Genomic DNA, 22833 nt, shown 5'->3' with positions numbered 1-22833 from the left:
TCGTCATTGCGAGCGTAGCGAAGCAATCCAGAGTCGCGCAGAGCCGCTCTGGATTGCCGCGCCCCTGCGGGGCTCGCAATGACGAAGGCAGCGATGATCCTGCGCTTCCTTGCCGCGCTGGCCCTCGGCGCGGCGGGCGGCGCGCTGTTCTGGGCTGTCGGCGCGCCGCTGCCCTGGGTGCTCGGCGCGATGACGGCCTGCGCGGCGGGGAGCATCGCCGGCTTGCCCATCGCCGCCTCTTCCGCCACCCGTCGTCCGATGTCGGCGGTGATCGGCGTCGTGCTGGGCAGTGCCTTCCATCCGGGCCTGATGACACAGGCGGCGGAGTGGATCGTGCCCATCGCCTTGCTGCCGCTGTTCCTCGCCAGCGCGGCGTTCCTCTGCGTGCTCTATTTCCGCCGCGTCGCCCGGTTCGATCCCCCCACCGCCTATTTCGCGGGCATGCCCGGCGGCATTGCCGAGATGGTGCTGATGGGCTCGGAACGCGGTGCCGACGAGCGCATGATCGGCCTGATTCACGGCGCGCGCATCTTCCTCGTCGTCTTCATCCTGCCATTCCTGATCCGCGCCTTCGAGGCGGACATCCACGCCCCGCCGCTAACCGGGCCGCTGGTTACCGAAGAGACCGGCTGGCCGCTGCTGCTCTGGGGGCTCGGCTGCGTGATCGTGGGCGGCATGATCGGCCGCGCCTTGCGCCTGCCCGCCTGGCACCTGATGGGGCCGCTCTTCGCAAGCGCGCTGGTGCATCTGACCGGCCTTTCCGATTTCCACATTCCCGCCTGGGCCATCGCCGCTGCGCAAGTGGGCCTTGGCGCCACCATCGGCTGCCGCTTCGTCGGCCTCGACCTCAAGACGTTGGCCCGCACTCTGCTGCTGGCGGCGGGATCGACCGCGATCCTGCTCGTCATAACCTTCGTTTGGGCCTTTGCGATCGGTTGGGTTACGGGGCTCAACCCGGCGCTCGTCGCGCTGGCCTATTCGCCCGGCGGGGTGGCGGAAATGAGCATGGTCGCGCTGAGCCTCTCGCTGGAGGCAGGCTTCGTGATCGTTCACCATCTCGTCCGGGTGATGCTGGTCATCGTCGGCGCGCCGCTGTCCTTCCGCATCATGGGAGCCACCAATGACCGCGCCTGACGTTGGCGAACAGACACCGGGCGAACAGACCATCGCCATCCTCTATCAGGCGCTCGAACCGCCGGTGATCGACGGCGCCCGCAAGGAAGCCAAGCCCGGCGGCTACTCCGACAGCGGCGCCGATATCGGCGTGGCCCTGCTGGCGGCGGGCTGTACCCTGGCGACGCCGGTGGCCGATCCCGACCCGACGCGTGTCTTCGACTGGGTCTGGCCCGATACCGAGGAGGGCATTGCCGCCGCGCTGGACGCAGGGGCGACGCTGCTCTGGGCCAATACCGTCGTGTTCGAGGGGCATCCGATCGAGGCGGCCAGCCGCAAGGCCTGGATCGTCGGTCCCGACCCGCAGGCCATGCAGGCGATCGACGACAAGGCCGCCACCAACGCGCGCCTGCTGGCGGCGGGCCTGCCGGTCGCGCAATCCTGGCTGATCGACGGCGACGGCGATCTCGATGCCCAGCTCGTGCCTTTCGCAAGTCTGACGCCGCTGGTGGTGAAACCGCTACGCGGCCGCGGCAGCCAGGGCGTGGGCGTGGCCCGAACTTTCGGGCAATTGGCCGCGCAAGTCCGCGATCTGGCCGAAAGCCGCCGCTTCGGCGCGGCGATCATGCTGGAGCAGTTCCTGCCCGGTCAGGAAATCACTATTACCGTGATGCCCGCGGCCTGCCGGGCAGAAGCGACGGCACCTTTCGCCCTGCCGCCCGTGCGCCGGTTCGATCAGCACGATGACGTCGCCCCCTATAACGGCGACGTTCCGGTCAGCCGCAACAGCGCCGCGATGACGCCCGAGGAATGCGCCGATCCGGCTATCGTCGCCGTCATCGCAGCCTGCGAGGAAGCCGCCGCGCTCCTCGAAATCCGCTCACCCATGCGGATCGACTGCCGCGCCGATGCCCATGGCGCCCAGTTCCTTTTCGACGTCAACGCCAAGCCCAACCTGACCGGCTCCGGCCGTCCGGGCCGCGAGGACGAAGACAGCCTTTCCACCCTTGCTGCGGCCGCCATAGGCTGGAGCTATCCCGACTTCCTCGTGGCGACCGCTCGCGGCGCCTGGACCAACAGGAACTTATCCGCATGACCGACCTGTGGCAGCACATCGTTGCCGATTTCTCCAACCTCGGCTCACCCGCCGCGCTCGCCGCCTTCGGGCAGGTGGTGCTGATCGACGTGATGCTGGCGGCAGACAATGCCATCGTCGTGGGCGCTCTGGCGGCCGGGCTTCCCGCGGCCATGCGCCGCAAGGTCATCCTGATCGGCGTGATCGCCGCGCTGGTGCTGCGCATCGCTTTCGCGCTTGTGGTGACGCAGCTCATGCAGATGGTCGGCCTCGTCTTCGCTGGCGGGTTGCTGCTGGTCTGGGTGGCCTGGAAGATGTGGCGCGAACTGCGCGAGGACGTTGGCGGCGAGGATGATCCCGTCGCCAAGGCCGCGCCGCGCAGCTTCGCGGCCGCCGCCTGGGCCGTGGCCGTGGCCGACATCAGCATGAGCCTCGACAACGTGCTGGCCGTGGCCGGTGCCGCGCGCGACCATCCCGGCATTCTCGCCATCGGGCTGATCCTTTCGGTCGCCCTGATGGGCCTTGCCGCAAACGCTCTTGCCCGCGTGATCGAGCGTTACCGCTGGATCGCCTATGTCGGCCTGCTGGTCATACTCTACGTCGCCGGCAAGATGATCTGGGAAGGCCTGGTAGACCCGACGCGCGGCCTGCTCGTCCTGTTCTGACTGGCATGCCGGAGGATGCCCGCAGGGGCATTCTCCGGCGGCCCCGGCTTTTCCGTTTCGTTCAGAAGTAGACGTCGATGTAATCCGTCAGCCTGTCGCACCATTCGAATTCGCGCAGCCGATAATAGCTTCGGTTCTGCGTGACGGCGAAATGCCAGGTCTTGTCGGCTGAGCAGGTGCGGCCCGGATCCGGCGTGTCGGTGATGGTGATCTTGCCCTGGAAGGTGAAATAGTCGGCACCGATTTCGGTGATGACGCCATCCAGTGCCAGCAGGCCCGGACCGTTTGCGCCCGCCTGACGGCCATGCAGCCTCCATACGCCGTCCTTGTTCGTGACGGTTGCCGTGCCGCGGTGATCCCAGTCGATCCACTGAAGCGTCAGACCCTTGTTCGCCAGCAGGCGCTCCGCGCTCTTTTCGTCGAGAATCTGCGTAGGCGTTGCCGGGCTGTCGTGTCCATCCGCAGCGCGCGATGTCGACGGCAGGGCGATCGCCAGCAGGGAGGACGCAAGGACTGCCTTGCCGATTTTGGTGACGACCACTTCCATCTCCCACTGCCTGAACGCATCGCGGAAAGGGCGGCCTCCATGGCCGCCCCATTTCCTTGCATATCAACCGTCAAGGCGCAGGCATGCAACAGGCAATGCCGCTGGCAGTACCGGCAATGCCGGTTCGGATGGGCGGAGCGCGGCTTCGGGCACGCTTCAAGACGCGGGGGCCGGCGGCAACTTGCGATGTCGGTCCGGCGTTGCAATCGCATAGACCCGGCGCGAACGTTCCGTCGCGCTCTACCGGAGCAGGATGATGGAAGAGAATGCAAACCAGAGCTACGGGGGCCTCGGCACCGAACATCGCGGCGGAGCACCCCGCATCCTGCCCTATATTCTCTGCGCGATCTTCGGGGTGTTCGCTATAGCTATTGCGATCCTCTGGCTTTCGATCGGCGTCTGGGATCGTCCCGGCCCCGGCCAGGAGGATCCCGGTGCCGGCCGACAGGAAGGCCCCGCGCAGGTCCAGAAGAACCCGCGCTGAAGGCGGCGGCGCCCGAGATGTCTTCAAGGCGACATGTCATCTCGGCAAGTTTCCGCATGGCTGGATAGAGGGGGAAAACAGCTATGATCGCCAGCGTGTTGGCCTCGGTATTAGCGCTTGCAACGACGGTGGCCCCGGCCGGCGCAGCACTTTCGTTGGACAGGATGAGCAGCGGGACGCCGGGCAGTCGATGGGAAGTTCTCGGTGTCGGGGGCGAACGAGCGCCCCGAAGGTCGAAGGCTCCTGCCGCCACGCTGTTCATGGGAGCTGACGGCACGATTGGTGGCACCTGGGAATGCAACAGCGGCGGATCGGCCTACATGCGCTGGACCAGGGCCGGCGCGTTCACCGGGACCGGCGGCCCGATCATCTTCACGGTGATGGGCTGCCCGGCGAAAGACGGGAAGAATTTCGCAGCCCGGTTCTGGCAGTTGATGGGCAAAGCCAGCCGTTGGGAACGCGCGGGCAAGCTGCTCACCATCCGCGCGAGCGACGGTACCACCGCGCAGCTGCGGTTGATGTCGGAGGTTCGTTGACCGGGGCGAGGGCGCGATCAGATTACCGCACCGCGCCAAGGTTCAGCGTCCGGAACTTCGCCAGCATGTCCCTAAACGTGAGCCCGGCATCGATATCGGTATAGATGCGCATCGGCCGGGCGTTCGTCCTGGTCGCATAAGTGCCGTTTTCCAGCAGTCGGGGCGTGGGCATCGCCCTGTATTTGCAGGAGGAAGGGTCCGGCAGCACCGGCGAGACGAGCGCGGAAAGGGTCACCAGGGGGCTGTCTCCCAGCACGTAGGTTTCCGATGCGGAAACCGCTGGCCCACCGGGGATGTTCGCCAGCATCTCGGCCATGGCGTCCACTCTGGTCTTCAGATAGACACCCAGGGCGCCGGATGCGGCAAGTTCGTCCAGCTCCGTGTTGGAAAACAGCATCTGCCGATAGGCGTCGCGCGGGACCTGCCAGATTTCGATGTCGGATTCGTTGAAGATCACTTGCGCGGCGATCGGGTCGATGGAAAGATTGAACTCGACTTCGCCGGGACCGGGAATGGGGTTTGCAAGCCCCGCGTGTTCGTTGCCGCCGATCCAGATGAGCTTCAGTCGCTTGCCGATGCGCGGCTCGCTGAGCCAGGCGAGCGCCAGGTCGGTCAGTCCCGCTCCCGCCGCGTAGATCAGCGGTTCGCTTGCATCCGCACGCATGGCCTCCCGGACGATGGCTGCGGAGGCCGCACCGGCAGACCAGGACGTGCGCGAGCGCATGGCCGTTTCCGACCCGGCGATCGGGCCGTGGGCGGCGTCCAATTTCATGATCTTCAGGAGTTCGCGCGCGCGTGCGGCCCCGTCGCTTGCATCGTGACCGCTGCTGAAGGAGGTGGGCAAGTGAGAGCCGATGATCAGCGGAATATCCACGGAGCGGCACAGGACATGGTGTGCAAGCTGGAACAGTCCATCGGGGTCGCCGGCGAAATCGTTGTCGATGATGACGCGTGCCAGCTTGCGCGGAACAATAGCGGCTGCTGCTGCGTGGCCCATCGGCAGGCTGGCAAGGAACGCGCCGGTGGCGCCGATAAACATCCTGCGATCGATCATCGTGCCTGCCTCACCCCTGTTTACGCCATTGGGGTCAGAGTGGCACTGGCCGTCCATCGTGTAAAATAACGATATTTTCTGGAAGTATAGGCTGACGCTATCTCTGAGTGCCGCGATTCCGCGAGGCGGGTGGCGGCAACCGCCACCCGCCTCGGTTCTTGCCGCAGTCGTTACCGAACCTGTGGCCCCAGCGGTCGCACGTCGGCGGCCGGCGTGCCGATGGCGGGCAGGGGCTTCGGTTTGAGCGGTCGAACGGGATCGCGGGCGATTTCCTGCTTGAGCAGCGAGACGGCAGCTTCGAGCTGGGCATCCTGCCCCGCGAAGCTTGCATGCGGTGCGTTCTCCACCTCGTAGTCAGGGCCGATCCCCAGCCCCTCGACGATCCAGGTGCCATCGGCGGCATACTGGGCGTTTTCGGCGATGCGGACGGCGCCGCTGTCGCTCAGGCGGTTGCGGTCGGACAGCCAGATGCCCGCGCCCGCCGTGCGCTTGCCGATCAGGGGCGCGATTCCCAGCGACTTGATGGCGGCGGCGAAAGTCTCGCCATCGGAATATGTCCGCTCGTCGATGAGCACCGCGATCTTGCCGCGATAGGCATTCTGCATGTTCGTGCCCGGCACGCCGCTGCCGTCCGGCTTGGCCCAGAAGGCCCAGGCGCGGCGCATCAGCATCGAGACGATCAGGCTGTCGATGTTGCCGCCGTTGTTGTTGCGCACGTCGATGATGAGGCCGTCCTTGTCCAGTTGCGCGAAGTAGTCGCGCGCGAAGCTGGCGACATCGTCCGAACCCATGGCGCGCAAGTGCAGGTAGCCGATCCTGTCGTTCGAAAGCTTCCGGGCGGCAAGGCGCTTGCCCTCGACGAAGTCGTGATAGCTGGCGGTCACTTCGCCGTCGAAGTTCATCGGCTCCACGATCGCGCTCAGCGGCTTGCCGCCACGCGTGAGGTCGAGACGCACTTCCTGCCCCGCCTTCGCCGCGATTTCGAGCTGGAGCGCGCCGAGCGAAGCCACCGGACGGCCGTCGACACGGCGGATCACGTCGCCAACGCGCACGTCCACGCCGGGGCGCGTGAGCGGCGGGCGGGTGGAGACCAGATCGGCCTCCGAGCGGAAGATGCTGTCTACGCGTAAACCGCCCGATACCGGCGTGTAGCGCGCGCCCAGGAAGGCCATCTCGCTGTTTTCGCCATCCTTCGGCAGGTCGCCGGGGCGGACCTGGCTGTGCAGGATGCCCAGTTGCGAGGCCATCTGGCCCAGGATCGTGTTGAGTTCGGCGCGATGGCCGATGCGCGCCAGAAGAGGCTCCGTCCGCACGCGCACGGCGTTCCAGTCCACCCCGCGCAAGGCCGGATCGTATGCGAAATCGCGATGCAGGCGCCAGGCGTCCACGAACATCTGGTTCCATTCGGCGGCGGGATCGACCGCCAGGCGCCAGTCGTCCAGCCTGACCACACTGGGTTCCACCTTTTCCGGCAGCTTGGCCTTGGCCGGAACCAGCATCATCCGGGGTTTCCGGGCCTGGCCGGTCACGACCAGAAGCGTCTTCCCATCGGCGGAAATCTCCGCCCCCTGAACCTTGTCGGCGAACGTCTCGACTTTCGGATCGCTCTTGTCGATCGCGATCGAGACCAGCTTGTCGCCCTTGCGGCTATAGAGAAAATCCTTGGACGCCAGCAGCATTTCGCTCATGCCGGGTTCGGTCGGCAGCTTGTAGAGCCGTTCGGCAAGGCCGTTCAGGACGATGCGGGCCGGCTTGGGCTTTTCGTCCTTCTTGTCCTTCTTTTCGTCGGCTTCCGGGGAAGCGGGCTTTTCTTCGTCCGACTTGCCCCCTTCCGGCCTGTCGTCCGCCTTGCCGGTCAGTTCGTTATCCTCGCGGAAGCGGAACGGGGCCGAGGGATCGAGTTGGAGGGCATGGATCTCGCCCCGGTCCGGGAAGGCTACGCCCATGTTGCGATCGCCCCAGGGCGAACCCGGCGTCGGATCGAAGTTGCGGTCTGACAGGAAATAGAGCCAGGCGCCGTCATGCGCGAAGGCCGGGGCATAGCTGTTGTATTTGCCGGACGTGGCCCTGGCCCGCGCGCCGGTGGCGAGGTTCTGCACGAAGAGGTCGCTGGTGTTGGCATTGTTGAGCCGCGAGACTTCCGCATAGGCGATATGCGTGGAATCGGGAGAGAAGGCCAGGTCGTGGAATGGCTGATCGTCTCCCGCGTCGTTGGTGGCCAGCAGGGTAAGGCGGCCGGTGGCGATGTCCACCTTCTGCAGGCGCGCCTGTTTGTCCCACAGCACCAGCGTCTTGCCGTCCGGAGATACGGCGAAGGACCAGATATAGGCATCGTAGCCGCGCGTGATGGCGACGGGTTCGCCGGAACCGTCGGCGCGCATGGTGTAGATGTCGCCGCGCTCGCCCCGGTCGAGGATCATGAACACGCGCTCGCCCTTCGGCGCGGCCACGGCCTGTCGGCCGCGTGCCTGCAAGGGGATCGAAAAATCCACCCGGCGCAAGTGCTTGGGCGCGCCCAGAGCGACCCGGCCGCGGGCCGTCACTGCCACGCTCTCGCCAGAGGGCGATATCCGCGCGGCTTCCAACTGGCTCAGCGGATCGCCGATCGAGCGCAACCGGGTTTGCTCGCGGTCGGTGACGATCTCGATGGAGAGCTTGCGCAGGCTGTTGTCGCGACTGGAGAAGACATGGATGTCCGCGCCGTTCTGGAGATAGACGTCTCCGTTATCGATACTGGCCTGAAGCACCGGGAAGGGCATTTCTCCCGACAGCTTCGTCACTCCACTGCCGTCTTCACCCACCGACCATACCGCGTCGGCTCCGCTCTTGTCCGAAATGAAGTAGATCCGGCCGCCATAGGCCATGGGAAAGCGGATCGGCGCGCCGAAGTCCGCCAGCAGTTGCACGGCCTCTTCGGACGATCCGTTTCGCCAGCGCCATAGCTGCTCCATGCCGCCGCCCCGGTAGAGCACCGCGTTGTCGCGGGCGCGGGCGGTAAGGCCGCGACGGCTGAAGAACAGCGTCTGGCCGTCCTGCCCGTAAGTCGCGTCGTTGGCCCGCCAGAGCGGGATGGCGGTGGCCTCTCCACCGGCCGGATCGACGGTGTAGAGTATCTCGCCCTGTCCCGCGCCGGTGAGGCGCGAGGCGTAGATCACCTTGCCGTCCGGCGTCCAGCCGACCGTGCGCAGCATCCCGCCCTCGAAAGTCAGGCGACGCGGCGATCCGCCGCCGACCGGCATGACGTAGACGTCCTGATCGCTATCGTAGCTGGCGGTGAAGGCGACCTGTGTTCCGTCGGGGGAGACGCGCGCGTCGCTTTCCTCGGCCACATGGTTGGTCAGGCGGGTGGCGATGCCGCCGCTGCGTCCGGTGCGCCACAAATCGCCTTCGCTGGCGAAGACCAGCACGTCCCCCCGGACGCTGGGGTATTGGTAGAAGCCCTGCTCGGCTCCGGCGGCGGACGATGCCAAAGCGAGCAGACTGGTCGCGATCACGCGAAAACGATTCATAAGACGGGAGCCCCTGGTCGAAAACGATGCCGACCATGGCCCAACCCGGCAGCATTGCGCAACCGGTGCGCGCCCTGCTCGCCCCGATACCGCTTTCCGGTACCGTGTTCAGGTCGGTGCGTTAACGACCCGCGTCACGGCGACCTTTGCAGGACTACGGGCCTTGCAGGACTACGGGCGCGATATGGCGGCTGGCCACTTCCCTCAGCACGAAACTGCTGCGGATACGCCGCACATGGGGCAGTACCGAAAGTTCCTTGCGGTAGATCGTGTCGTAATCTTCCAGTGACTGTACGTTGAGGATCATCAGGAAGTCGGTATCGCCGGTGACGAAGGCGCAGAAGCGCATGGATGGACTTCCCAGCACCGCAGTCTCGAAGTCCTGCAGAACTTTCTCGGCCTGAGACATAAGCTCGATCGATACCATCACCAAGGTGCCGTAGCCGAGCGAACGCAGGTTGAGGTTCGCCGCGTAGCTGGTGATATAGCCGGCTTCCTCCAGGATCTTGCGTCGGCGTGCGACGGCCGTGCTCGACAGGTGGACCTTTTCGCCCAGCGACACGTCCGAAGCGCGTCCGTCGGCGACCAGGGCACGCATCAGGCGAAGATCGGTATCGTCCAATTCGTGCTGCCCGGATCTGCCGCGCGCAGCCTCGAGCCAGTGCAGTTTGCCGGACTGCATATCCATCCTGGTGTGACCCCCTTTTTTGACTTTCGAAACCATATTGCCCGGTATCCGCTCGATTTCAAACAAAAGGGTGTGGCAAGGCGATTTATTGGGACAGAATGTTGTCGATCCGCACGATGACGCCGCCGATCGGCATTCCCGAAGCGGCGCATCGACTTCCTTCGCCGTTGCAATGAAAGCGTAGCGCAAACACCGCGACGGTTCCCGGAACTTATCCGGTCGCCGAGCGAGGGTTGTGACGGATTCCTGCACGGTTTCGAAAACTTGTGCGGAAATCGTGCGTGGATAACTCTTGTCCTGCGAGACTCGAGGACGCTAACGGCCGTGCTGCACTGCATTTTCGCGAATCAACCGAAAGTCCCGTTCGGGAAGATGCGCATCGCCGGCAGGCTGCGCACCAATCCTGCGCCAACTTGGCAATTCGCGATGGAATCCATCGTGTATGGGGAAAATCAGCACCAACTTTCTTGGGATCAATCCCTGCCTTCCGGATAGTATCGGCATCGTCAGACAGTAGTCCGGATCGGGCAGCACCGAACAACAAGGTGGACACTGCGAGACGATGGGCTCCTCGCAAAAGGGAGCGGAGATGACGGGTTCTTCACCAGTCCGCCTTGCAGCGGCACCGCAACGACGGTGGGCGCCTTCGTGCGCCGGTGAGAAGCATGTTCGTATCCATCCATCGGGATGAGGGCGCCTGTGGCGAAGAAGGGTCAGTCACAGGGAGTTTTCGCAATGCGCAATGCAGTCCAGACCTCGATAGCGCCGGGGACGTTGGAACCTTTTTCGGCGCGTTCGATCCGCTCCCTGCTTCTGGCGGGCGCGGCGAGGACGCTATTCCTTGGCCCACTGCTGGTTGCCGCGCCGGCCCTGGCGCAGCAGGCGGAACCCGCCGAAGAGGAGCCGCTGAAAGACATCGTCGTCACCGGCTCGCGCATCGTCGGTGACGGTTACAGCGCCCCCACCCCGGTTGCCGTGCTGGGCGAGGCAGATATCGCCGCCCAGGCGCCCGCGAACATTTCCGACTTCGTGAACCAGCTTCCCGCCATTGCCGGCAGCGGCACCTCGGGCAGTTCCTCAGGCGGCCTCTCCAACGCCGCGGCAGGCATCAACTCGATCGGCCTGCGCGGACTGGGGGTCGGGCGCACGCTGGTGCTGGTGGACGGCCAGCGTTCGGTAGCCTCGACCGTGGGCGGCACCGTGGACATCAACACGATCCCGCAGGATCTGGTGAAGCGGGTCGAAGTCATCACCGGCGGCGCTTCGGCCGCTTACGGCTCGGACGCGGTGGGCGGCGTCGTCAACTTCATCCTGGACACCGGCTACCAGGGCGTGAAGCTGGGCGTCGATACGGGTATCTCCACTTATGGCGACGCCTTCAACTACCGCTTCACGGGCACGGCGGGCTTCTCGCTGCTGGACGACCGGCTGCACCTCCTCAGCAACCTTTCCTACTTCAAGCAGGATCGCGAGGAAGGTATCCGCCGCGACTGGAACCACAACGGCTATTTCCAGATCAACAATCCGGCCTACACCGCCACCAACGGCGAGCCGCAGCGCCTGGTCGGCAGCGGCATCGGTCCGTCAGGCTATACGGCCGGCGGCCTGATCACCAGCGGCCCGCTGCGCGGTACCTATTTCCTGGGTGCCGGGCAGACCGCGCAACTTGCCTATGGCACCACCAGCACCAGCAATCCCTGGATGATCGGCGGCGACTGGCAGACCACGCTGGATGGCCACGTCGGCACCAACACGCTTGTCCCGCTTGACGAGCGCCTTAGCGCGTTCCAGCGCGTGGCTTTCGAAATCACGCCCACGGTGGAGGTGTTCAGCCAGTTTTCCTACAACCGCTCGGTCAGTGCCAGCTCCTACCAGCAGACCCCCAGCACCGGCGTCGCCATCCGGGCAGACAATGCCTACCTGCTCAGCCAGTACCCCAGCGTCGCGGCGGCCATGGCGGCACAGGGCCTCTCCTCCATCACCGTGGGCACGTCCAACGCCGGCTTCCCCATCCCCGGCAGCGACATCAAGCGTCAGGTCTATCGCGGCGTGCTGGGCGCCAAGGGCAGTTTCGAGCTGTCCGACAAGACGATGAACTGGGACGTCTACTATCAGAAGGGCGTCACCAAGGCGCGCGAGGCGCTGACCAATAGCTGGATCAACGCCCGCATGACCCAGGCGCAGGATGCCGTGTTCGACGCTTCCGGCAACATCGTGTGCCGATCGAGCCTGAGCAATCCCGGCAATGGCTGCGTGCCGATCGACCGGCTGGGCACCGACGGACCATCGGCGGAAGCGCTGAACTGGATCTTCAACGACGGCAACCAGCCGCTGCGCCGCCAGACCATCAAGCAGGATGTCGCCGCCGCGACGATCTCGGGCAAGGCCTTCGCCCTGCCGGCCGGAGACCTTGCTTTCGCCACCGGGGTCGAATGGCGGCGCGAGCAGATCAACGGCTCGGTGGATCCCCAGTACAATTCCGGCTGGCTATACGGCAATTTCCGCGTCAACCAGGGCAAGTACGACGTTTACGAAGGCTTCCTCGAACTCGACGTGCCGATCTTCGATGGCATGAACGTCAACGCCGCCGCGCGCGGAACGCACTATTCGACGTCCGGCTGGGTGGGCACCTGGAAAGTCGGCGCGAACTGGCAGGCGATCGACGGACTGCGCCTGCGCGGCACTTTGAGCCATGACATCCGCGCGCCCAATCTTGACGAACTGTTCGCGGCGGGCACGGCACGCACCAACTCGGTGATCATCCCGACCGGTGCCGATGCACCGCAGACCGGATCGCTGCAATTCGTCCAGAACGCCTTCGGCAACCCGGACCTCAAGCCGGAAGTGGCGGACAGCTGGACGCTGGGCGCGGTGTTCGAGCCGAGTTTCCTGCCCGGTTTCTCGCTTTCGTTCGATTACTACCAGATCAGGATCAAGGACGCGATCGGATCGATCACCGCGCAGCAGACCGTGGACCTGTGCTACGAGCAGGGGATCAGCTCGTACTGTCCCAACATCAAGTTCGTGAACGGCCAGCTCAGCACGATCGACCTGACCCCGATCAACTTCGCCCGCCAGAAGACCAAGGGCTTCGACATAGAGGCCAGCTATTCCGCCCCGGTCGGCCCCGGCATGTTGCGCCTGCACGGCCAGACCACGCACTATATCGAAAACGTGGTGGATGACGGCATCAGCTTCCCGATCGACTATGCGGGCGTGCTGACCAGCGGCACTTACGCGTCGCCAAGCTGGGTCTATCGACTGAGCGCATTCTACGACATCGATCCCGTAACCTTCAATCTGGTGGCGCGGGGCTTTACCGACGGCGTCTACGGCAACGACTGGATTTCGTGCGACGGCAATTGCCCCACCAGCACCGCGCAGTACCGCACGATCAACGACAATTCCATCAAGGGTGCGGTCTATTTCGACACGTCAGTGGACTTCAAGTTCCCGGCGATGAACAACGGCGTGGGGCACCTGACCTTCATCGTCAACAATGTGCTGAACAAGGATCCGGTGCTCGTCGGCAACGGGCCCGATGGCAACAACGTGCCCGCCTACGCACAGACCAACCGCACACGCTACGACGTGATCGGCCGCACCTTCCGCATCTCGGCTTGGGTCGAATTTTAAAAGAGGATTTCGGATAATGACGACTTTGAAGCGCGCCGCACTTGCTGCCGCCCTGGCCACAACCGGTCTTGCCACGACCGTTTTAGGCAGTGCCCCCGCCCAGGCGGCGGCTCCGCAGGCGCTGAAGGATGAAGTCGCCGCCGAAGTGGAGGCGCAGCGCAAGCAGATCCAGGTCATGGTCGATCAGATCTTCAGCTATGCCGAGCCGGGTTTTCAGGAAGTGAAGACCAGCGAATACCTCACCGGCATCCTGGAAAAGAACGGCTTCACGGTGACGCGCGGGGTGGCGGGCATTCCCACCGCTTTCACCGCAACCTGGGGCAAGGGCGGGCCGAAGATCGCGCTCGGCAGCGATATCGATGACGTGCTGGGCGTGTCGCAGACGCCCGGCCTGCCATACCTGAAGCCGCTGGTGGAAGGGGCGCCGGGGCATGGCGAGGGGCACAATTCCGGCATGCCACTGATGGTGGCCGCCGCGCTGGCCGCCAAGAAGGTGATGACGAAGCACGGGCTGGAAGGCCGTCTGATGCTCTGGCCCGGCGTGGCGGAGGAATTGCTGGCGACCAAAGCCTACTATGTGCGCGCGGGCCTGTTCAAGGACGTGGACGCCTCGATCTTCACCCATGTGAGTTCCGATTTCTCGACCGGATACGGCGAGATGGGCGGCAACGGCATGGTCTCGGTGGAATACAGCTTCAAGGGCAAGACCGCGCATTCGGCGGGCATGCCCTGGGAGGGCCGCAGCGCGCTCGACGCGGTGGAGATCATGGACGTCGCGTGGAACTTCCGGCGCGAGCACCTGCCGCTCACCCAGCGTTCGCACATGATCATCACCAACGGCGGCGGCCAGCCCAATGTCGTGCCGGACAAGGCGAGCATCTGGTACTTCTTCCGCGAGCGTACTTTCACCGATATCCGCAAGCTCTACGAAGTGGGCAACGATATCGCCAAGGCCGCAGCGCTTGCCACCGGTACCACGATGACGCAGCAGACGCTGGGTTATGCCGCGCCGAACTTCGGCAACAAGCCGCTGGCCGAGGCGGCCTATGCCAATATCAAGACGGTGGGTATGCCCAAGTGGAGCGCGGACGATCAGGCATTCGCCAAGGCGGCCCAAACCTTGAACGAGCGCAAGGTCGAACCGCTGAAGGACGAAGTGACCGAACTCTCCACGCCGGAAAACCGCAAGCCCTCCACCGGGGGCGGCTCGGACGATATCGGTGACATCATGTGGGCCGTGCCCACGATCACCATCCGCTTCCCCTCGAATATCCCGAACATGATCGGGCACAATTCCACCTCGGCCTTCGCGATGGCCACGCCGATCGCGCATAAGGGCGTGGAAGCGGGGGCAAAGGCGGTGGCGATGACCGTGCTCGACATCGTGACGACGCCGCAGCTGGTTGCCGAGGCCAAGACCTACTTCACCGACGTCCAGTTGAAGACCGATACTTACGCGCCGGTCCTGACCGACAAAGATGTGCCTGCGATCTGGCTCAACGAGCGCAACATGCAGCTCTATCGGCCGATGATGGAGAAGTATTACTACAACCCGGCAAAATACCCGACCTATCTCGACCAGCTGGGCGTCAAGTACCCCACCCTGACCAAGCCGGCGGAGTGATCGCGATGAGCAAGCGTACCCTGATCGCCGCCGCGCTCTCCCCCGTGCTGGCCCCCGTGCTCGCTGTTGCCGCGCTGGTTCCCGGTGCCGCGCAGGCCGCAGCGGACCCGGCGCTCAAACAGGAAGTCGCCACCGCCGTCGAGGCGCAGCGCAAGCAGATCCAGGTGATGGTCGACGAGATCTACTCGTTCGCCGAGCCGGGGTTCCAGGAAGTGAAGACCAGCGAATACCTGGCCGGCATCCTGGAGAAGAACGGCTTTACGGTGACGCGCGGCGTGGCGGGCGTTCCTACCGCCTTCACCGCCACCTGGGGCAGCGGCGGCCCGAAGATCGCGCTGGGTAGCGATATCGACGGTCTGCTCGGCGTATCGCAGGTACCCGGCGTGGCGGACGTGAAGCCGCTGACCGAAGGCGCGCCCGGCCATGGCGAAGGGCACAATTCGGGCATGCCGCTGATGGTCGCCGCCGCCCTGGCCGCCAAGCAGGTGATGACAAGGCACGGAATCCAGGGACGGCTGATGGTCTGGCCGGGCGTGGCGGAGGAACTGCTGGCGACCAAGGCCTATTATGTGCGGGCGAGCCTGTTCAAGGACGTGGATGCCTCGATCTTCGCGCACGTCAACACCGGCTTCGGCACCGGCTGGGGCGATCTGGGGCTGACCGGCATGATCTCGGTGGAATACGAATGGAAAGGCAAGACGGCGCACTCCGCCGGGATGCCCTGGGAGGGCCGCAGCGCGCTCGACGGGGTGGAACTGATGGACGTCATGTGGAACTTCCGCCGCGAGCATCTGCCGCTCTCGCAGCGATCTCACGATGTGATCACCAACGGCGGGGGGCAGCCCAACGTCGTGCCGGACCGGGCCAGCAGCTGGTACTATTTCCGCGACAAGGACTTCGCCTCGCTGCGCAAGCTCTATGAAGTCGGCAACCAGATCTCGGAAGCCTCGGCGCTGGCGACGGGCACTACGGTCAGCCGCAAGGTGCTGGGGTTCGCGGCACCGAACTACGGCAACAAGCCGCTGGCCGAGGCGCTCTACGCCAATATCGAGACGGTCGGCGTTCCGCAGTGGTCCGCGGCGGACCAGGCTTTCGCGCGCGCGGTGCAGGTGAAGAACCACCTCAAGGTGGAACCGCTGCCGACCGGGGTGGCACCGCTCTCCACGCCCGAAACGCGCGGAAATGCCAGCTTCGGCGGTTCGGACGACATCGGCGACGTGATGTGGACGGTGCCCACCGTCACCATCGGCTATCCGGCGAACATCCCCAACGTGATCTTCCACCACGCCACCGCCGCAATGGCGATGGCCACGCCGATCGCGCACAAGGGCACCGTCGTCGGCGCCAAGGCCGTGGCGATGACGATCCTCGACCTGATGACCACGCCGGAACTGATTGCCGATGCGAAGACCTGGATGAAGGACGTCCAGCTCAAGGACCAGAAGTACGATCCTCTGATCGCCGCCACCGACATGCCCGCCATCGACCGCAATGCGCGCACCATGGCGCAGATACGCCCGGCGATGGAGAGCCGCTACTACGACCCGAAGAAGTACGATTCCTACCTGCAACAACTCGGCATCGATTACGAAGCCTCGGGTCGAGACACCTCGGGCGCGGGCGGCTAGGGCGTTGATGCCCTAAGCTCGCGCGACCGGCCGGGGTGCGAACACCCTGACGACATGAAAACTGCCCCGGCCGGCTTTTTCCCGAATCCCCGCGCTCCCTGGAGCGATGTTCCATTACCCCGAATACGATGCCGAGCGCGACAGGCTGCCCTGCGCGTCGGGCAAGCACATTATAGCTACTTCATTTCTCGTCTATTGCTATTGCGACTTCGTTGCATTTGCATTAGGTGGCGGCCAGCATCGAGGGCGAAGCGTCAGGGCTCTTTCGCCGCTCGATACGGACGATGAGGGAATAGACATGAGGGTGGAAAATTCCGAACGCGGCCGCGTGCCGCGACGTGTCGCGCGCGCCTTGGTCATGCTGGCCGCGAGCTGTGCATGGAGCCAGATTGCAGCGGCACAAAGCCACATCACCGCCGAAGATCCCGGCGCGGGCGACGGCAGCATCACGGTAACGGGGCAGCGCGCCGATAGCGACCCTACCTTGACCGAAGGAAGCGACGGCTATGCGCCGCGCGCCACCATCGTCGGCAAGGCCGCCCAGTCGCTGCGCGAAATTCCGCAGTCGGTCACCGTGCTCACCCGCGCCCGCATCGAGGATCAGAACCTGCTTACCGTCGAGGACGTGATGCAGCAGATGACCGGCGTGACGATCGACCGCAACTGGCTCAATTCCGCCTATACCTCGCGCGGTCTCACGATCACCAACATGCGTTTCGACGGTGGGGCGACCAGCCAGACTTCCAGCGTGACCGGCGATCTCGACACCGCGATCTTCGATTCGATCGCCCTGATCCGGGGCGCGGACGGACTGTTCGGCGCGGGCGAGGCCGGCGGCGTCATCAATTTCAATCGCAAGCGCGCCCTGGCCGAGCCGCAGGTCCGCGCGGCCATGACGTTCGGCAGCTGGAACCATGCCCGCGTCGAAGGGGACATCACCGGCGCGCTCACCAGCGATGGCAGCCTTCGCGCCCGCGTTGTCGGCGTCTACGACATGCGCGAAGGCTTCCAGGACCTCAAGTCGGACGACCGCTGGCTGGCGCATGGGTCGATCGAATACAACCCGGCGCCCGATACGCTGCTGGTGGCCGGCTACACCCACCAGTATGACCGGCATGACGGCTTCAACGTCAGTTTCCCCCGCTATCGCAACGGCGAGGATGTGGGCTTTCCGCGCAGCGTGAACATGGGCACGCCGTGGAACTGGATCAGGCGCGACGTCGACGTGGCCTACGGCCGCATCGAGCAGGCGATCGGCAATGCCTGGACGGTCAGGCTCAATGCCAACTACAGCCGATCGAACGACCGCACCAACGCCGCCGAGATGGAAAATGCCGTCGATCCCGTGGATCAGTCGGGGACCGACTGGTGGTACTACCAGTCCGGCGGCAAGGTTCGCGAGGTTCTGCTGGACTTCAACACCACCGGCAGCTTCCAGGCGTTCGGCCAGAAGCACGACGTGGTGCTGGGCATGGACTACACGCGCAACAAGACCGACGGCCGCAGTCTCTGGACCTATTACGGGCCGGGCGATGTCTTCGATCCCGAATACCCGCCGGAAATCGCCTATCCGCCGGTATGGGATTATCAGGGCCGCACCGATGTGGAGCGCCTTGGCCTTTACGGATCGCTGCGCATTCGCCCGGTTGCGGCACTGTCGCTGATCGGCGGCGGCCGCCTGGTCCTCAAGGACCGTACGGTCGGCAGCAACCTGGGCACCGGGCTCGTCACCTCGGTCACCGACCAGAAGACCAGGTTCGTGCCCTATGTCGCTGCGGTGGCAGACTTGACGAAGGCGCTGAGCCTCTATGCCAGTTATACCCAGATCTACCAGTCGCAGGCCAATCGCCTGTCCGGGCCGCGTCCCGGCACGCCGCTTGGACCGGTGACGGGGACCAACTACGAGGCGGGCATCAAGGGGGAACTGCTGGAAGGCAAGCTCACCGGCTCGCTTGCGGTCTACCGCGTTCGCAAGAAGGGCGCTTCGGCGACCGATCCCAGCAGTCCTCCGGGCGGATCGACCGACAACTGCTGCTATATCCGCGACGGCAATCTCAAGAGCCAGGGCTTCGAGGCCGAGATCAACGGCGAGATCCTGCCGGGCTGGCAGTTGTCGCTGGGCTACACCTACAACGAGAACGAGAACAAGCGCGAGAGCGACGCCTCGTTCGCCGAAATCACCCCGAAGCACCTGTTCAAGCTGTTCACGGACTATGCCTTCCGCGACGGTGCGCTCAAGGGTCTTAGCGTCGGCGGCGGCGTTACGGCGCAGAGCAGCAACTTCCGTTCGGGGTGGGTCCAGGAGCTGAATCCGGCAACGGGCCTCTACGACGGTCCGTTCTACCAGTATCAGTTCAAGACGCCGGGCTATGCGATCTGGTCGCTGCGCGCCGAATACGAGGTGAGCGATCGGTTCTCGATCAGCGCCAATCTCAACAATGTGTTCGACAAGACCTATTACGTCACGATCGGCTATCCGGGCTACGGCAACTTCTACGGGGAGCCCCGCAACGTCCTCGTCTCGCTGCGCGGCAAGTTCTGAGTGAGGCGGCTGGGCGGGCCCTTGCGAAGGTCCGCCCAGCCGCACTGCCATCACTTCAGCGATGAATCCGAGGGAGGCGCTTCACAGTCCCCGCATCGCGACGATTTCCTGTAGCATCGCCGGGAAAGATCGAACCGGCCCGCATGGGCCGGGATATCGGCAGGCGGGAGGACAAGGATGACCGATGGTTTCGCGCCGGGCTGGCGCCAGGTGGCGGTCTGCTTCATGCTCCTTGCCGCCACGAGCATGATCGCCTCCACCTACTCCATCGTCGCCATACCGCTCGCCACGACATTCCAGCCCAGCCGCATGGTGCTGATGCTGGCGATGACCGTGCTGTCCGGGGTTTCGGCGTTGCTGTCGCCATTGTTCGGGTCGATGATGGACCGGGTTCCGCTGCGGCGGGTGGTGCTTGCCGGAGGGTTCCTGCTGGGCTCCGGCTATATCGCCATCTCGTTCGCGGGAACGTTTCCGCAAGTGCTGGCGGTCTACGGCCTGCTGATCGCGCCGGCCAACGTGCTGCTGGGGCCATTGCTGATGACGGTACATCTTTCGCGGTGGTTCGCGCAGCGGCGGGGCAGGGCGATCGGTCTTGCCATTACCGGAATATCGGCGGGGGGCTTCATCTTCCCCTTCATCCTCCAGGGTCTGCTGGAAGCGAACGCGGACTGGCGCTGGGCCTTGCGCTACCTGGGGCTGATCCTGATGGTCTGGACGATGCCCACCGCCTTGCTGCTCATCGATCGCCCTGCCGACCGGGGGCTTCATGCGGACGGCGGGAGCGAGGAGCCCGAAGAGGCGTCCACGGCAAGCGCCGGTCCCCCGGTCAGCGCGCGCGCTCTTTTAGGAGATCCCGCATTCTGGCTGATCGTGGTGACGGTGGCGATCGTCACGGCGGGGCTCAAGGGCATGGTCACGAACCTGGCTCCGCTGGCAACGGACGCCGGCGTGCAGGCGCGCTGGGCGGCGCTGCTCATCCCGATCTATGCGGCCAGCGGCTTCGTGGCGAAACTCAATTTCGCGGCGCTGGCAGACCGGCTCGGTCCGCGCGTGCTGATGTTCGCCTCGCTGAGCGGTTTCGCCGCCGGCATGGCCTGCCTCACGCAGGCGGGAACCGGCTACCCGGCGATGGTCCTCGGCGTGGTTCTGGCCGGACTGTTCGGCGGTTTGATGATCCCGATCGAAAGCTATCTCGCCCCCCGCGTGTTCGGGCAGAGGGCGGTGGGACGCGCCATGGGCTTGCTGTCCGGCGCCATCCTCGTCGCCATGCTGCTGACGCCGCCGCTCTTCGGCCTGATCTACGATCTTACCGGATCGTACACCGCGATTTTCTGGACTTTCGCGGCGCTGGCACTGCTTGCCCTGCTGTGGACGCCTTCGATCCGGGTCACGCCGAGGCAGATCCACGCATGACCGGGAGGTTATTGTTATGATGCAACATATCATTGACGCGCAGCGTCGGGGCTGACACAAGCGCCCCCGCATCGACCAGCCGGCGCTTTTGTCCGGCCGTCTTACCGTGGGGATCATGATGTTTCGCTTCGCCAAGGAAAACCGGTTTCTGGCCGGAACCCTGCCTGTCGCTATCGCACTGGCCCCGTGCCCGGCATTGGCCGAGGGCGCGGACCGGGCCGAAGCGGCAGAAGGCGAAGAGCGCGGCGAACGTGAGGAAAGCAACGGGGCGATCACCGTCACCGGCGTGCGACAGGCCTATCGCGGGGACTTCGCGATCTCTGAAATTCCCCAGTCGATCGCCGAAATCTCTGCCGCCACGCTGGAGCAGAACGGCATCCAGCGACTGACCGATGCCCTTGATCTTAATGCCTCGGTGGTGCGGCAGAACACGCTGGGCGGGCTGTGGGATGCCTTCGCGATCCGCGGGTTCACCGGGGACGAGAACATGCCGAGCGGCTATCTCGTCAACGGCTTCAACGGTGGGCGCGGCTTCGGCGGACAGCGCGACGCCGCCGGGATCGAGCGGGTCGAAGTGCTGAAAGGCCCAGCGGCGGCACTGATCGGGCGCGGGGAGCCGGGCGGAACCATCAACCTCGTGACCAAGCAGGCCGAACTCGGCCGCACGTTCGGCACAGCCTCCGTGCAGTATGGCAGCTTCGACCGCGTACGGGGAGAGGCGGACCTCAACCTCGCCGTCACCGGCGGGCTCACCGCGCGCCTGATCGGCTATGCCGAGGATGGCGACACCTTCCGCGACCACGTCCACCAGACGCGCTGGGGCTTCCTGCCCTCGGTCGGTCTGGCGCTTGGGCCGGACACCCGGCTGACCTACGATTTCGAGAAGACCCGCGTGGAAGTGCCCTTCGATCGCGGCATCGTGGTGCTCGATGGCAATTTCAAAACGGTGCCGCGTTCGCGCTTCCTGGGCGAGCCGGGCGATGGCGACACGGTTGCGCGCGCCACCGGGCACCAGCTGCGCCTCCAGCACGATTTCAACGATCGCTGGAGCCTGCTGGTCGGCGCAAGCACGCGGCACACCCTGCTCACGGGCTTCTCTTCGGACGCCGAAACGGCCGCGTCGCGCCAAGCGCTCTACCGCGATGGGCGTTCGCTATCGCGCCAGCGCCGCTCCCGCCGTTACGATGCGGACCACACCGTCATCCGCGCGGAGCTGGCCGGTGAATTCGAAACCGGCTCGCTGCGGCATCGCGTCCTGATCGGCGCGGACTATGACGAATTCACTTACGATCAGGTCTTCCGCCGCTTCCGCCCGCCGGCGCTGAGCACCGCGCCGACGGAGCAACAGGGCAACGTGATTGACATCCACGATCCCGTCTACGGCCGGTTCCCGCTGCCGGACGTGGCGGTGATGACGGACCGCGTCGATCGCCAGCGCGCCACGGGCGTCTACGTGCAGGACCAGATCGAGATCACGGACCGGCTGCAAGTCCGTGTGGGAGGCCGCTACGATCGGGTGCGGCTGGAAACCGAAAATCGCCTGAGCGGCGTGGACAGCCGCCGCACCCGCAGCCGGTTCAGCCCGCAGGCCGGGGTGGTCTACAAGCTGAGCGATCCGCTGACGGCCTACGCCGCCTATGGGCAAGGGTTCCGCGCCAATGTGGGCACGGACGTGAGCGGCACGATCTTCGATCCGGAATCGAGCGAGTCCGTGGAGGCGGGGCTGAAACTGACGCTGCTCGGCGGGGCGCTCAACGGCACGCTGGCCGCGTTCCAGCTGACGAAATCGAACGTCCTCGCCACCGATCCCGATGCGCCGGGCTATTCGCTGGCCATCGGCAAGGCGCGCAGCCGGGGCGTGGAGTTCGACCTTTCCGGGCGTCTGCCGGGCGGCGTGGACCTGCTGGTGAGCTATGCCTATGTCGATGCCGAAGCGCGGTCGACCATGGTCGATCCCAACACTTCGTTCCAGGTCAGGCCGGGCGATCCGCTAGTGAACATTCCCCGTCACAACCTCAACATGCAGGCCGCCCGGACCTTTGCGATCGGCGATCGCGAGGCGCAGATCGGTGCGGGCATGCAATATGTGGGCAAGCGCCGGGGCGAGACGGGTTCGACTTTCACGCTTCCCGCGCACACGCTGTTCCGGGTGTTCGGCAAGCTGGACCTGATCGACAACGTCGAACTGTTCGGCTCCGTCACCAACCTGTTCGACGCGCATTGGTATGCCAACAGCTATTCCCCGCTGTGGGTGCAGCCCGGCGCCCCGCGCACCGCTACGGTCGGCCTTCGCGCACACTTCTGACCCTTGCAGGACAA

15 protein-coding genes are annotated in these 22833 nt (G+C 65.2%); 11 read left to right on the top strand and 4 right to left on the bottom strand.

What is annotated here, in order from left to right; all coding sequences use genetic code 11:
* Nucleotides 1–78 precede the first annotated feature (78 nt).
* From RT424_RS00620 to RT424_RS00610, 3 genes are read left to right on the top strand one after another with little or no spacing between them, the layout of a single operon-like run.
* On the top strand, nt 79–1134 hold the full coding sequence (locus tag RT424_RS00620) for an AbrB family transcriptional regulator (RefSeq protein WP_313433704.1): 1056 nt from the start codon (nt 79–81) through the stop codon (nt 1132–1134).
* Entirely contained in the window at nt 1121–2209 is a 1089-nt protein-coding gene (locus RT424_RS00615; RefSeq protein WP_313433702.1) for a biotin carboxylase, read from the top strand. The genes RT424_RS00620 and RT424_RS00615 overlap by 14 nt, the downstream gene beginning before the upstream one ends.
* Entirely contained in the window at nt 2206–2853 is a 648-nt protein-coding gene (locus RT424_RS00610; RefSeq protein WP_313433700.1) for a YjbE family putative metal transport protein, read from the top strand. The genes RT424_RS00615 and RT424_RS00610 overlap by 4 nt, the downstream gene beginning before the upstream one ends.
* Before the next feature lie 61 nt (nt 2854–2914).
* On the opposite strand, the gene RT424_RS00605 is transcribed toward RT424_RS00610, so the two are convergent.
* Nucleotides 2915–3394, bottom strand: coding sequence for a hypothetical protein (locus RT424_RS00605; protein ID WP_313433699.1), 480 nt, complete (start codon nt 3392–3394; stop codon nt 2915–2917).
* 262 nt (nt 3395–3656) lie between these two features.
* On the opposite strand from RT424_RS00605, the gene RT424_RS00600 reads away from it, so the two are divergent.
* Together RT424_RS00600 and RT424_RS00595 are read left to right on the top strand one after the other, a co-directional pair.
* Nucleotides 3657–3884, top strand: a complete 228-nt coding sequence (locus RT424_RS00600; RefSeq protein WP_313433698.1) for a hypothetical protein — start codon at nt 3657–3659, stop codon at nt 3882–3884.
* An 83-nt stretch (nt 3885–3967) separates the two neighbouring features.
* The gene (locus tag RT424_RS00595; RefSeq protein WP_313433696.1) at nt 3968–4420 is read left to right on the top strand and encodes an META domain-containing protein; all 453 of its coding nucleotides are present in this window, start codon (nt 3968–3970) and stop codon (nt 4418–4420) included.
* A 22-nt stretch (nt 4421–4442) separates the two neighbouring features.
* On the opposite strand, the gene RT424_RS00590 is transcribed toward RT424_RS00595, so the two are convergent.
* From RT424_RS00590 to RT424_RS00580, 3 genes are all read right to left on the bottom strand, one after another.
* On the bottom strand, nt 4443–5474 hold the full coding sequence (locus tag RT424_RS00590) for a nucleoside hydrolase (protein ID WP_313433694.1): 1032 nt from the start codon (nt 5472–5474) through the stop codon (nt 4443–4445).
* A 170-nt stretch (nt 5475–5644) separates the two neighbouring features.
* Nucleotides 5645–8983 carry a S41 family peptidase gene (locus RT424_RS00585; RefSeq protein ID WP_313433693.1) on the bottom strand — a complete coding sequence of 1113 codons (3339 nt, stop codon included), beginning with the start codon at nt 8981–8983 and terminating at the stop codon, nt 5645–5647.
* A 154-nt stretch (nt 8984–9137) separates the two neighbouring features.
* Nucleotides 9138–9665, bottom strand: coding sequence for an Lrp/AsnC family transcriptional regulator (locus tag RT424_RS00580; RefSeq protein WP_313433714.1), 528 nt, complete (start codon nt 9663–9665; stop codon nt 9138–9140).
* Nucleotides 9666–10406: 741 nt separating this feature from the next.
* On the opposite strand from RT424_RS00580, the gene RT424_RS00575 reads away from it, so the two are divergent.
* The 6 genes from RT424_RS00575 (at nt 10407) to RT424_RS00550 (ending at nt 22819) form a co-directional block, all read left to right on the top strand.
* A complete protein-coding gene (locus tag RT424_RS00575; RefSeq protein ID WP_313433691.1) occupies nt 10407–13307 on the top strand; it encodes a TonB-dependent receptor domain-containing protein in 2901 nt (966 codons plus the stop codon).
* A 16-nt stretch (nt 13308–13323) separates the two neighbouring features.
* Nucleotides 13324–14931 (top strand): amidohydrolase, encoded by a 1608-nt coding sequence (locus tag RT424_RS00570; protein WP_313433690.1) that lies wholly within the window; start codon nt 13324–13326, stop codon nt 14929–14931.
* 5 nt (nt 14932–14936) lie between these two features.
* Nucleotides 14937–16559, top strand: a complete 1623-nt coding sequence (locus RT424_RS00565; protein ID WP_313433689.1) for a peptidase dimerization domain-containing protein — start codon at nt 14937–14939, stop codon at nt 16557–16559.
* 298 nt (nt 16560–16857) lie between these two features.
* The gene (locus RT424_RS00560; RefSeq protein WP_313433687.1) at nt 16858–19101 is read left to right on the top strand and encodes a TonB-dependent siderophore receptor; all 2244 of its coding nucleotides are present in this window, start codon (nt 16858–16860) and stop codon (nt 19099–19101) included.
* Between the two features lie 177 nt (nt 19102–19278).
* Nucleotides 19279–20514 carry an MFS transporter gene (locus RT424_RS00555; RefSeq protein ID WP_313433686.1) on the top strand — a complete coding sequence of 412 codons (1236 nt, stop codon included), beginning with the start codon at nt 19279–19281 and terminating at the stop codon, nt 20512–20514.
* 118 nt (nt 20515–20632) lie between these two features.
* Nucleotides 20633–22819: a TonB-dependent siderophore receptor gene (locus RT424_RS00550; protein WP_313433712.1), complete on the top strand. Its 2187-nt coding sequence runs from the start codon at nt 20633–20635 to the stop codon at nt 22817–22819.
* Nucleotides 22820–22833 lie beyond the last annotated feature (14 nt).

Origin of the sequence: Novosphingobium sp. (genome assembly GCF_032093395.1) — a bacterium.
Lineage (GTDB): Bacteria > Pseudomonadota > Alphaproteobacteria > Sphingomonadales > Sphingomonadaceae > Novosphingobium.
Note: the sequence above shows the minus strand (reverse complement) of the source record. Positions and strands in the feature narration are given on the sequence as shown.